Source organism: Lentilitoribacter sp. Alg239-R112, from assembly GCF_900537175.1.
Taxonomy (GTDB): Bacteria; Pseudomonadota; Alphaproteobacteria; order Rhizobiales; family Rhizobiaceae; genus Lentilitoribacter.
Genome location: NZ_LS999833.1, coordinates 1,790,863 through 1,803,493 on the forward strand (window position 1 = coordinate 1,790,863; position 12,631 = coordinate 1,803,493).

Genomic DNA, 12,631 nt, shown 5'->3' on the forward strand with positions numbered 1-12,631 from the left:
AGTATCGTTAAACTAAGTTGCATATTTTCACGATTAATTCTAGTATTTTCGTGAAAATAGAGTATTTTCAACAAAACACATTCCGTAACGCATCTTATAGAGGGAAAACAACATGGCAGACCAAACAATAGGATTTATCGGCTTAGGCCTTATGGGTGCAGCTATGGTTGATCGTCTTCTTTCTAAAAATCATAAAGTTATCGTGTTGGGCAACAAGTCCCGCAAAGGCATAGAAGCAGCTTTAGCCAAGGGCGCAACAGAAGCAAATTCTGCAAAGGAACTTGCCTCTGCCAGCGATATAGTCATGCTATGTATGGGTACATCTGATCATGTTGAGTCTCGCATGTTAGGTGACAACGGCGTGATTGCAGGCTTAAAGCCAAACACCGTCGTCGTTGACTTCGGCACATCGCTGCCCAGTTCCACCAAGATGCTTGGCGAAAAGGTAGCGGCCGTCGGCTCTCATTATCTGGATGGCCCGCTTGGCCGTACCCCTTCTCATGCTATGGAAGGAAAATTAAATATTATGGCCGCCGGCGATAAAACCGCTTACGATAGAATTGAACCGGTATTAAATGATCTGGGTGAAAATGTTTTTCACCTTGGTGAACTTGGAACAGGTCATACAATCAAACTCTTCAATAACTTCCTTGCCATGACAACAGCGTCCGCTATGTCAGAAATCTTCGCGATGGCTGCAAAATCCGGCGTTGACCCTCAAAAAGTTTATGATGTCATGTCGGCTGGGCCTCTTCATTCCATGATGATGGATTTTATCAAAGCATATGCGATAGATGGCAATCCTGAAAATCTAGCGTTCAGCATCAAAAACGGTTCAAAAGATATTGGCTACTACGGTCAGATGGCAGAAGATCTGGGTGTGGACAGCATCATGTCAAAGGCAGCCAAAAATGCGATGAGCGCAGCTATCGAAGATGGTTATGCAGATAATCTTGTTCCCGAAATGGTCACGTTCTTTAAACAGAAATATAGCGTGACTGATAGTTAAGGGTATTTACCCTTAACTTAATCATCCTGATCAAGAGAATAACCAAAACCTCTGATCGTGCGTACTGGATCAGATTTTCCATTTTGTTTAAGCGCTTTACGCAAGCGTCCGACATGAACGTCCACTGTGCGCAGATCGATATCGCTGTTTATACCCCAAACACGGTCCAACAGTTGCTCACGACTCCAAACACGGCCAGGCTTTTCTAGTAGGAACACCAATAATCGAAACTCGGTCGGCCCCAATTTAACGGTGTCATCACCATAATTGACACGATGGCGTTCCAAATCGACATTAATTTCCTTGTATGAAAGTACTTGTGTTGATGTGCTCGGACGACTACGCCGTAACAACGCGCGAACCCGTGCCATTAACTCAGATACGGAGTATGGTTTTACCATGTAGTCATCAGCGCCTGTGTCTAGACCGCGGATGCGATCAGATTCTTCACCGCGCGCAGTCAACATAATCACAGGCGTATCAGATGTGTCTTTGCGTCGTTTCAACTGTCTGCAAACTTCAATACCCGAAACATTAGGAAGCATCCAATCAAGCACGATGAGATCAGGACTAGATTCTTCAGCCGCCAACAGGCCTTCATCGCCATCCATTGCGCGAACAACAGAAAAACCTTCTTTTTCAATATTATAAGCCAAAAGCTCCATTTGCGCTGGCTCATCTTCGACAACCAAAATTTTGGCAGTACCGAAATCAGACATGACTTTTCCTATCTAGATTAACCGTCTAACTCGACTGTAATTGACGATGTCACATCACTCTTGGGGCGATCGTCATCCGGCAATTCACCGCTAACCATATAATGAACTTGTTCAGCGATGTTCGTCGTATGATCACCCATTCGTTCAAAGTTCTTGGCAATAAACAATAAGTGCATGCAAGATGTAATATTACGCGGATTTTCCATCATGTAGGTCAATAATTCACGGAAGAGCGTATTGTGCATGAGGTCAACTTCCTCATCTTTAGCACGCCATAGATTTGCCATCTCAATATCCCGAGACACGTATGCATCGACCACGCCGCGAACCATTTCCTGTACAATTGCACTCATACGCGAGATTGTTTCAGACGACGATCCTAATGAGATAACTTCATTGACCACCGAAGCGCGTTTGGCAACATTCTTTGCATAGTCACCAATACGTTCAAGATTGCTGACCATTTTCAACGCCACAACAACGGCACGCAGGTCCTGAGCCATTGGCTGCCGCTGCACTAGCACTCTGATCGCCATATCGCTAATCTCAATCTCAAGAGCATCAACCCTTTTATCAGAAGCGCGAATACTTGAAACAAGCTCAATGTCGTGTTTTAGAAGACACGTTACGCAATCGTTGACCTGTGCTTCAACCAATCCCGCCATTTCAAGCACGAGGCTCTCAATCGCCTTTAAATCTGCGTCAAACGATGTGACAATATGTGGATCATTCACCATAATTTTCTCCACTAACCAATACGGCCAGTAATATAATTTTCTGTACGTTCATCTTTAGGGTTTGTGAATATCTGGTCTGTATCGCCATGTTCAACGAGGTTACCCAAATGAAAGAATGCGGTTTTCTGTGATACTCGAGCGGCTTGCTGCATTGAATGAGTCACAATAATAATTGTAAAGCGCTCACTCAACTCGTCAATGAGCTCTTCAACTATGGCTGTTGCAATGGGATCAAGCGCAGAACACGGCTCGTCCATTAAAAGTACTTTAGGTTCAATCGCTATCGTTCGTGCAATACATAGCCGTTGCTGTTGACCACCTGAAAGACCGTTGCCAGGCTGGTCTAAACGGTCACTGACCTCATTCCACAAACCCGCACGTTTCAAACTTGTTTCAACGATATGATCAAGCTCATCTTTGGATTGCGATGTTCCATGGATACGGGGACCATAGGCAACATTGTCATAAATAGATTTAGGAAACGGGTTGGGTTTTTGAAACACCATTCCAACGTGAGCACGTAAGGCAACAACATCAACATCTTTGGCATAGATATCATGATTTTCAATCAGAATTTCACCTTCGACCCGCGCAATGTCAACAAGATCATTCATACGGTTGATGCAACGCAAAAATGTGGATTTACCGCAACCGGACGGGCCGATAAGTGAGGTAACCTGATTTTTTGCAAAATCTATACTTACATCTTGCAAAGCTTGTTTTTCACCATAAAAAACCCGTACATCTTTGGCTTTGATAATCGGCCCATTCCCCATGAGCGCGTCTTCGACTTCCGCCATTTTTTTCTCACTCTCGACAGTATTATTTAACATTGTCCGCTCCAATCAACCTAGAACCTACGCTCAAATTTCCGGCGCACAATCACGGCAAGTATATTCATTAAAACAAGGAAAACCAAAAGAACGATAATAGCAGCAGAGGTTTTTTCCATGAACCCCCGTTGCGGCGCATCAGCCCAAAGGAAAATCTGTACAGGTAAAGCCGTTGCAGAATCCATTATGCCTTTTGGTACATCCGCGATAAAGGCCACCATACCGATCATAAGCAATGGTGCCGTTTCACCCAAAGCTCTTGCCATACCCACAATTGCACCAGTTAACATGCCAGGTAAAGCCAATGGTGCTACATGATGGAATGTTGTTTGTATATTGCTGGCACCCAACCCAAGAGCTGCTTCCCGGATGGATGGCGGAACCGCGCGAAGAGCAGCACGGGACGCAATAATAATTGTTGGCAGCGTCATCAAGGCAAGCACCATGCCACCGACGAGCGGTGATGAACGAGGCAGCCCAAAAAAGTTTAGAAAAATAGCGAGTCCTAGAAGTCCAAATACAATTGACGGAACCGCTGCAAGATTATTGATGTTTACTTCAATAAATTCGCTTACTCGATCCTTCTTCGCAAATTCTTCAAGATATATTGCAGCCCCCACGCCCACAGGGAAGGAAATTGCAAAACAAATCAGAAGCGTAAATGCCGATCCCATTAAAGAACTTAATATACCGGCAAGTTCCGGCTCTCTTGAATCTCCATTTAAGAAGAAACGTGTATTAAATTGACGAACGATCTGGTTGTTTTCTGAAAGTGAATCGACCAAACCAATTTCCAAGTCACTAAATTTGCGACGATTTTCAGCTAAAGACGTATCCACACTGCCTTTGAAAAACAAATCAACGTCATCTGAAGCCAGAAGCCAAACATCTGTAACGCCGCCTACAACTTGCGGATTTTGTAATACAAATTGTTTTAACTCTAAACTCGCATCAGGGCTCAAAATTCCATATAATTTCCGGCGGTCTTTGCGCTTCTTAATATCTGGAAAACGGTCTTTTAAGGCGTCTTTCACAATAGTCGAGTATTTTGCTTTCGCCAGATTTTCTGGATCCACATTGTCAGGACCAAGATCAACACTTATCTGAATAACGCTTTCGCGCAATGCACCAGAACCGGTCCAGGCAATTGACCCAACCATGACGATAAGAAAGCCAATTGCAAATACAATTGCAGCTAGCCCACTAAATTTGAACCTAGCCTCAGATGCACGACGACGCTTAAGTTCAGGCGCTTGGGAAGAGAATAAATTAGTCATACTGCTCTCGGAAATGATTGACTATCTTAAGTGCAATAACATTCAGCACCAGCGTGATAACAAAGAGGAAAAGGCCCAGCGCGAAAGCGGACAGGGTTTTAGCGCTGTCAAATTCTTGATCCCCTGTAAGCAATGTCACAATCTGCACTGTAACTGTTGTAACAGCTTCAAATGGGTTTAGAGTAAGGTTTGCCGCAAGACCCGCCGCCATAACAACAATCATCGTTTCGCCAATAGCGCTTGATGTGGCCAAAAGCAAACTACCTGCAATACCGGGGATCGCAGCTGGTAACACAACATTGCGAACCGTTTCAGCGTGCGTTGCGCCCATACCTAATGAGGCATCACGCAATGATTGAGGAACCGAGTTAATCACATCATCAGATAAAGACGACACCAATGGAACGACCATAATGCCCATAGCAATACCAGCGGCCAATGCACTTTCAGATGATATTTGAAACCCAACTGCTGCGCCACTATCGCGAATAAAAGGCGCGATCGTCAATGCAGCAAAAAATCCATAAACCACAGATGGAATGCCCGCCAGCATCTCTAGGAGAGGTTTGGCTATCGCACGTGTTCGCTTGCTGGCAAATTCTGCAAGATAGACAGCGGAGGCAAGGCCAAGTGGGGTGGCGATAAGCATCGCAATAAAACTAATAAGCAACGTACCTGTAATGAGCGGAACAGCACCAAACGCGCCACTTGACCCGACAACTTCTGCCGTAATGGCTGTTTGAGGGCTCCAGTGAAGCCCGAAAAGAAAATCGGTAATAGGTACTTGCTTGAAGAAACGAATAGTCTCAAAAATAAGAGACATAACAATTCCGATTGTAACCAAAATCGCGACTGAAGAACAGGCGACCAACAAAGTTAAAATGGCTGCATTACCAAAACCGGAACGTTTCTTAACAAAAGGATTTGCGCCTATTTGAAATTTGGATTGGACATCGCTCATGGGTCAAACATTCATGCCAGAATTGAAATAAAATTGAAAAATCAGGAAGGAAAACTGCGGGGTTAATATCTCAAACCCCGCAATCAGGTATTTATCAACTACATTGACATTGGAGCTAGATCAGCAACTGTTTTTGCAACAGTAGCACGCTCTTCGTCACCCATTGGGATGAGACCTTTTTCGGTCAGGTAACCTTCGTCACCCCATGCTTCGTCATTAGCGAATGCAGCAAGGAATTCTTCCATACCAGGAACTACGCCAACGTGTGCTTTTTTCACGTAGAAGAAAAGCGAACGAGAAACCGGGTAGTCGCCAGCGGCAATTTTTTCAAACTCAGGAGCAACACCATCGACAAGAGCACCTTGAAGAACATCTGAGTTTTGATCAAGGAAACTAAAGCCAAAGATGCCGAACTGAGTTGGTGCAGCCTGTAGCTTTTGTACGATCAAGTTATCATTTTCACCAGCTTCGATGAAAGCGCCATCTTCACGGATTGTGTGGCAAAGTTGCTTGTAAGCTGATTTGTCAGCTTTCTTAAGGTCTTTGATCCATGAGAAAGACTTACATCCGCCTTCCATAGCAATTTCAACAAACGCAGCACGCGTACCTGATGTTGGTGGAGGTCCAAGAACTTCAATTTTTGTTTTTGGAAGCTCAGGACGAATGTCAGACCACATCATGTATGGGTTAGCCTGAGTTTTTCCGTCTTCACCAGCTGGAACATCTTTAGCAAGTGCCAAGAAAACATCCTGAAGTGTTAGTTCAAGAGCATCGCTTTCGCGTGAATTTGCAATAACAATGCCATCATAACCAATTTTTACTTCAACGATGTCTTTGATACCATTTGCGGCACAATCATCAATTTGTGATTGTTTAATGCGCGCAGAAGCATTTGTGATGTCAGGGTGAGCTTCACCAACACCAGCACAGAAAAGTTTCAAACCGCCACCAGTACCAGTTGATTCGATAACAGGTGTTGGGAAATCTGTTTCTTTGCCGAAGCGCTCAGCAACAGTTGTTGAAAACGGGAATACGGTTGATGAACCAACGATACGGATTTCGTCGCGCGCAGAAGCTGCTGCTGTGCTGATTGCAAGTGCACATGCGCCAGCTGCGAATGCAGCAACAAGCTTATTCAATTTTGACATTTGTCTCTCCTGTCAGAAAATTTATGCCGCATCTTAAGTGCGGTGGGTACTCTCTATAGCTCCTGTTTAACCGTTATATGACATTCACATGACAGTTATGTGACAATGGACAAATATGGAAGTTGTGGAGCTATTTTTCACCGATAGGTAAGAATATGGTAAACGTCGAACCGGCCCCTACTTCGCTTTCAATCTGGAGACGCCCTCGATGTCTGTTTAGAATATGCTTAACAATTGCAAGACCAAGACCCGTTCCGCCTTTGATTCGAGATCGGCTCTTATCTACCCGGTAGAACCGCTCCGTAAGGCGAGGTATATCTTCAGCAGCAATTCCCGCCCCCTTATCTGAGACAGAGGCAGCCAATACCCTTCCATCAATCCCGGCAACATGATCCAAGTCCGAAATTTCAATCGAGACTTCTGTATCAAATGCTCCATACTTAATCGCGTTTTCGATTATATTATGAAAAATCTGTATCAACTCGTCTTCATCACCAAGGATCGTCGTGATTTTACTATTATTCTTAAAGTCGATGCTTTTCTGTTCTTGTTCACTAATCGGTGTAAGCGTTGCAATGACTCGCTGCACCAACAGGTGAACATCGACATGACCTGATGGGCGAATGCGCTCCTTACCTTGTAACTTTGAGAGTGATAGAAGATCATCAATCAAACGCTTCATCCGGGCTGCCTCTTTATCCATAAGACCTAAGAACCGTTCCCGCGCGCCAGCATCATCTTTTGCCGGCCCGCTCAGAGTTTCAATAAAACCGGCTAAAGCCGTGAGCGGTGACCTTAACTCATGGCTAACATTAGCTACAAACTCGCTACGCATGAGTTGCGCATCCCTTATTTGCGATACATCCTCAAACGTAAGTGCCACGCGGGTCTCATTTGAAGCCCCCTGCCCCACAGAATTAATATTGATCTCAAACGTCGCAGAAGGCGAGGCTCCTATCGTAATTTCAACCCGCCGTTCACCTTCTCCATTCATCACCGCATCAATAGCCGCAAGGCAATCTGGTTGACGAACAATACGAACAAATGATTCTCCAACAACAGAATCACCAAATTTTTTCTTCGCGGCTTTATTTGCAAACTTAATTCGGCGATTAGCATCAATAATAATTACCAATGCGTTCAAACCATCTAATATTTGGTCAAAACGGCTATTTTCCAAGTTTCATCTCACTTTTAGATAATTCGATATTCGACACAAATAATTTTGAATACGGGAGTATTCAAGCGTCACTTACAAACTGACTTATAACAACATGCGACTGTTTCCAAGCAAACTATGCCTTAGAAAATATCATTTTTGGTACTGGCTCGAATCTACAGACTCACTTAGTGTCACCAAATGTCCGAAAATTCCTTTACATTCAATGCGGCCATTCGTGTGCTCATACTGTGGTTTGCTGGCATCACCGCTGCGGCTCAATTTGCGAAACTGAGTCTAACATTCTCACATCTGCAATTGGAATACCCAAATACAGATACAAGCTTGGGATTACTTGTATCGCTTATTGGATTTATAGGTGTTTTCTTTGGAATGTTTGCAGGCGTCATGGCTTCGCAAGTGGGTTATAAGAAAACCCTGATCTGGGGATTAATAATCGGCGCTATCGTGTCTATTATTCAATCAAACTTATTGCCATTGGAAGTAATGATTGCTTTACGTATCATTGAAGGCGCGGCTCATCTAGCAATCGTCGTAGCAACCCCAACTCTCATGGTTCAAACAAGCAGGCAGGAACATGCCAAAGCCCTCATGACTTTATGGAGCACATTCTTCGGCGTATCATTTGTTATAACGTCCTATTTAGGTTTACCACTGATTGAAAATTTTGGACTTAGAAGCATATTTCTTGCCCATGCGGGATGCATGATTATTGCTGCAATTTTTATTTGGAAATTAATTCCAGACACCAAAACAAATATCGCTTCAAAATTCAATTTATCTATCGAAAACCTAATCCGAGAACATGTAGAAGCCTATCGTTCACCATCGATATCAGCGCCGGCTTTTGGGTGGTTGTTTTATACCCTTACCTTCGTAGCCATACTCACAGCACTTCCTCTTCTGCTGCCCTCTAACGAAGTAAAATTAGCCGCTGGTGTCCTACCACTGATCGCCATATTCTCTTCATTCATCTGTGGTGCAATATTGATCAGACACTTTTCGACAATTCAGATCCTGATCTTTGCCTTTCTGGGGTCAAGCCTTGCAATTTTATCACTAACTGTTCAAGATCAAGTACTTATCACCCTGCTGTTTTTATTCTTTCTCCTTGGATTGCTGCAAAGTGCGGGCTTTGCAGCAATCCCAGAACTGAACGATAAAATTACTGATCAAGCAAAATCCAATGGTGGTATTGCGCAAATGGGGAACATTGGCACCACCTTAGGAACACCTATATTGCTGGCCGCTTACTCCGGCTTTGGTATAAATGGAGTTGTCGTCTTTCTCGCAAGTTCCTATGCATTAGGCGCGGCCTTGCATATTCTGCTTCATTATAGACGACAATCTCCACCACAACTTGAGTTATAACGTTAGTTCGAAGCAGACAAACATCCGCTAAATGATGAAGCTACATTATGCATTAGCTTATTATAAAGACCCGCTCCATCATCCAGACCAGCGCCCAAAGGATCAATCAATCCAACATTTACATTTAGCCCATCTGCTAGATTGTCAATGATTTTTGAATTGAACTGAGGTTCGGTGAAAATACAGCCGACGTCCGATTTTTCCAACAGTTCTCGCACTCTCTGAACATTTTTAGCTCCTGGTGCAACATCTGCGGATATCCGAAGCGCAGCGGTTGCCGCCAGACCGTATCTTGTTTCGAAATAATTATAAGCATCATGAAAAACAACAAACTTCATGTTTTTGACTGGATCAGTTAGCGCAACAAGCTGTTCGTCAAGCGCTGAAATTTGTTTTAATGCAGCTTCTGTATTCTTGGCATAGATTGCCGCATTGTCAGCATCAAGACGTGAAAGCTCATCTCTAATCTTTACAAGAATAATTTTAGCATTTTCTGGATCCAACCAGATGTGTGGATCGACGCCACCCGCGTGATCATGCGCGTGATCATGACCATGTCCAGCTTCTTCGTGCTTGGCATGATCATCATGATCTTCATGTTTGGCATGATCATCATGATCTTCGTGCTTGGCGTGATCATCATGCTCTTCGTGCTTGGCGTGATCATCGTGATCTTCATGTTTGGCATGATCATCGTGATCTTCATGTTTGGCGTGATCATCATGGTCTTCGTGCTTGGCGTGATCATCGTGATCTTCATGTTTGGCATGATCATCATGGTCTTCGTGCTTAGCATGATCATCATGATCTTCGTGCTCTGCATGATCATCATGGTCGTCATGTGCATCTACTACACCAAATTTGTCCAACTCTCTGAACTTAATAAGTCGAATACCATCTGCATCAATTAGCGAAATAGGACGCCCATTACCAGTCAGAGTTTCAAGCGGTTTTTCTAGAAAAGTCTCAAGCTCGTGACCTACCCAAAAAATTAGATCAGCTTCCTGAAGTAGTTTTCCTTGAGAAGGCTTTAATGAAAAACTATGCGGAGACGATGCACCACCAACCAAAAGTGCTGGCTTGCCAACTTCACCCATCACAGACGCAGCAAGCGAATGGATAGGCTTTATACTAGTAACCACTTTGGGAGCGGAAAAAGAAGCGGTAGTCGCATGAAGAAGGAAAAGTGAAGCTATTGAGAATGATTTTATTGAAAACACGAATGAAAACCTCTACATTGAAATTGGTAATGTTATTTTATAACAAATTTGTAATGATATAACATGCCAGCTTGGTAACCGCAACCTGATTCTAATGACGAGTAACATGAGACATATGAAATATGATGATCCACTTATAAAGCTTGATCGCGCAAGTGTGGAAAGTGATGGTCGATGGCTTGTCCGTGGCGTTGACCTTATTCTCAAACAAGGTGAAATTGTTACTCTGATTGGGCCCAACGGATCGGGCAAATCCACCACAGCAAAATTGGCACTAGGGCTTCATAAACCTAGCGAAGGAACTGCAACACGTCATAGAAATCTTAAGGTTGGATATGTACCGCAAAAACTGCATATTGATTGGACAATGCCTCTTGATGTTAGCCGTTTCATGCGCCTGACAGGCTCGATCTCAAAAAAAGACTGCCTACATGCACTTGAAGCCACGCAAACCTCCCATCTCCTTCATTCCGAACTCAGAAATCTTTCTGGTGGTGAATTTCAGCGTGTATTGTTATCACGTGCTATCGCCAGAAAGCCTAATCTTCTGGTATTGGATGAACCAGTTCAAGGTGTCGATTTTGCAGGCGAAATCGCTCTATATAAGTTGATTACCAAGATCAGAGATGAATTGAACTGTGGCGTACTTCTTATCTCACACGATTTACATGTGGTTATGGCCTCAACCGATCGCGTAATATGCCTTAATGGGCATGTTTGCTGTTCAGGAACACCCAGTTCTGTAGCCTCCAACCCTGGATATAAAGCGCTATTTGGCAATAGGAATGACGAGGCATTGGCAATTTATGAGCATGACCATGATCACACCCATCTACCGGATGGCACAGTACGTCACGCTGATGGATCAATAACTCAACATTGCCATCCCGATGATGGGCATCACCAACACGACAAGCATAAACATAAAGGGCACGGTCATGCTTGATGATTTCTTTGTACGTGCGCTTGTAGCTGGCACTGGTGTAGCATTGATTGCTGGTCCTCTTGGATGTTTCATTGTATGGCGGCGGATGGCCTATTTCGGCGATACACTTTCACACGCCGCACTATTAGGCGTAGCTCTTGCCTTCTTGTTTGAGGTCAACATCACGCTTGCTGTTTTTGCGGTATCAACATGTATTTCGTTAGCGCTTGTCGTCTTGCAAAGAAAAGCATCATTATCAGCAGATGCAATTCTTGGTCTTCTGTCGCACACAGCTTTAGCTCTTGGTCTCGTGGCACTGGCATTTATGACATGGATCCGGTTTGATCTTTTAGGTCTCTTGTTTGGTGATATTTTGGCTGTATCACATACTGACATCATCACTATCTGGGTTGGCGCTCTCATCATCTTGGCTATTCTGGCCTATATTTGGCGGCCATTATTTGCGAGCACCGTTAGCCCTGAAATCGCTAAAGCCGAAGGCATAAACCCAATGCAGGTCAATATTGCATTTATGCTGCTCTTATCGGCAACAATCGCAATTGCCATGAAAATCGTTGGTGTGCTTCTCATCACAGCGCTGCTCATTATACCTGCGGCGACAGCACGACGAGTTGCAACGACACCAGAACGAATGGCAATTATCGCCGCATTTATTGGAATGTTCGCTGTCTTTGGCGGACTTTACGGATCATTATCATGGGATACACCCGCAGGGCCATCCATTGTCGTTGCTGCATTCGCATTTTTCATGATCTCTTTATCGCCAATTGCGAATCTTGTGAAAGTTTCACATAATACGAACCGAGAGGAGGAATAGATGCATCAACATAGTCTGGATGGTTTAACCAAAAACCAAAGCCTTGTGATGTCGACACTGCAAGATTCAGAGGGGCCTCTAACAGCTTACACTATTCTTGATAATTTGAGAGATGATGGGTTTCGTGCCCCTTTACAAGTCTATAGAGCATTGGAAAAGCTGATAGAAATTGGTGTCGTTCACCGCCTTGAAAGTCTCAATGCATTTGTTGCTTGCCAGCATCCAAATTGTGACATGCACACGACCATTGCTTTTACAATTTGCAATAATTGCGGAAACGTTGCTGAGCTTTCAGATGATACTTTATCAGACGAACTAAAAAACATAGCTCAAAGGCAACATTTTACATTGCAAAAATCAGCCATCGAATTACGCGGCATTTGCGGCAACTGCCAGTAATGTTACTTCCAGTA

13 protein-coding genes are annotated in these 12,631 nt (G+C 43.9%); 5 read left to right on the forward strand and 8 right to left on the reverse strand.

Features of this window, described 5'->3' with window-relative positions; translation table 11 throughout:
* Nucleotides 1-112 precede the first annotated feature (112 nt).
* On the forward strand, nucleotides 113-1,009 hold the full coding sequence (locus G3W54_RS08990) for an NAD(P)-dependent oxidoreductase (protein ID WP_162652730.1): 897 nt from the start codon (nucleotides 113-115) through the stop codon (nucleotides 1,007-1,009).
* A gap of 17 nt (nucleotides 1,010-1,026) precedes the next feature.
* On the opposite strand, the gene phoB is transcribed toward G3W54_RS08990, so the two are convergent.
* From phoB to G3W54_RS09025, 7 genes are all read right to left on the reverse strand, one after another.
* Nucleotides 1,027-1,728 carry a phosphate regulon transcriptional regulator PhoB gene (phoB, locus tag G3W54_RS08995; RefSeq protein ID WP_162652731.1) on the reverse strand — a complete coding sequence of 234 codons (702 nt, stop codon included), beginning with the start codon at nucleotides 1,726-1,728 and terminating at the stop codon, nucleotides 1,027-1,029.
* Between the two features lie 17 nt (nucleotides 1,729-1,745).
* Nucleotides 1,746-2,465 carry a phosphate signaling complex protein PhoU gene (phoU, locus tag G3W54_RS09000; protein WP_162652732.1) on the reverse strand — a complete coding sequence of 240 codons (720 nt, stop codon included), beginning with the start codon at nucleotides 2,463-2,465 and terminating at the stop codon, nucleotides 1,746-1,748.
* A gap of 11 nt (nucleotides 2,466-2,476) precedes the next feature.
* Nucleotides 2,477-3,265: a phosphate ABC transporter ATP-binding protein PstB gene (gene pstB / locus G3W54_RS09005; protein WP_244627922.1), complete on the reverse strand. Its 789-nt coding sequence runs from the start codon at nucleotides 3,263-3,265 to the stop codon at nucleotides 2,477-2,479.
* A 50-nt stretch (nucleotides 3,266-3,315) separates the two neighbouring features.
* A complete protein-coding gene (pstA, locus tag G3W54_RS09010; RefSeq protein ID WP_162652734.1) occupies nucleotides 3,316-4,575 on the reverse strand; it encodes a phosphate ABC transporter permease PstA in 1,260 nt (419 codons plus the stop codon).
* Entirely contained in the window at nucleotides 4,568-5,536 is a 969-nt protein-coding gene (gene pstC, locus G3W54_RS09015) for a phosphate ABC transporter permease subunit PstC (RefSeq protein WP_162652735.1), read from the reverse strand. Before pstC ends, pstA begins: the two co-directional genes overlap by 8 nt.
* Nucleotides 5,537-5,634: 98 nt before the next feature.
* On the reverse strand, nucleotides 5,635-6,684 hold the full coding sequence (locus G3W54_RS09020) for a substrate-binding domain-containing protein (protein WP_162652736.1): 1,050 nt from the start codon (nucleotides 6,682-6,684) through the stop codon (nucleotides 5,635-5,637).
* A 130-nt stretch (nucleotides 6,685-6,814) separates the two neighbouring features.
* The gene (locus G3W54_RS09025; protein WP_162652737.1) at nucleotides 6,815-7,864 is read right to left on the reverse strand and encodes an ATP-binding protein; all 1,050 of its coding nucleotides are present in this window, start codon (nucleotides 7,862-7,864) and stop codon (nucleotides 6,815-6,817) included.
* Nucleotides 7,865-8,044: 180 nt separating this feature from the next.
* Between G3W54_RS09025 and G3W54_RS09030 the strand changes: the two genes are divergently transcribed.
* Complete coding sequence (locus G3W54_RS09030) at nucleotides 8,045-9,235, forward strand: MFS transporter (RefSeq protein ID WP_162652738.1); 1,191 nt, start codon at nucleotides 8,045-8,047, stop codon at nucleotides 9,233-9,235.
* A gap of 2 nt (nucleotides 9,236-9,237) precedes the next feature.
* On the opposite strand, the gene G3W54_RS09035 is transcribed toward G3W54_RS09030, so the two are convergent.
* Nucleotides 9,238-10,455 (reverse strand): zinc ABC transporter substrate-binding protein, encoded by a 1,218-nt coding sequence (locus G3W54_RS09035; RefSeq protein WP_197742811.1) that lies wholly within the window; start codon nucleotides 10,453-10,455, stop codon nucleotides 9,238-9,240.
* Nucleotides 10,456-10,561: 106 nt separating this feature from the next.
* On the opposite strand from G3W54_RS09035, the gene znuC reads away from it, so the two are divergent.
* Genes znuC through G3W54_RS09050 form a run of 3 tightly spaced genes read left to right on the forward strand, consistent with a single transcriptional unit; the run spans nucleotide 10,562 to nucleotide 12,617 of the window.
* The gene (gene znuC, locus G3W54_RS09040; RefSeq protein ID WP_162652739.1) at nucleotides 10,562-11,401 is read left to right on the forward strand and encodes a zinc ABC transporter ATP-binding protein ZnuC; all 840 of its coding nucleotides are present in this window, start codon (nucleotides 10,562-10,564) and stop codon (nucleotides 11,399-11,401) included.
* A complete protein-coding gene (locus G3W54_RS09045) occupies nucleotides 11,394-12,218 on the forward strand; it encodes a metal ABC transporter permease (RefSeq protein ID WP_162652740.1) in 825 nt (274 codons plus the stop codon). Before znuC ends, G3W54_RS09045 begins: the two co-directional genes overlap by 8 nt.
* Entirely contained in the window at nucleotides 12,219-12,617 is a 399-nt protein-coding gene (locus G3W54_RS09050) for a Fur family transcriptional regulator (RefSeq protein WP_162652741.1), read from the forward strand.
* Nucleotides 12,618-12,631: the final 14 nt, after the last annotated feature.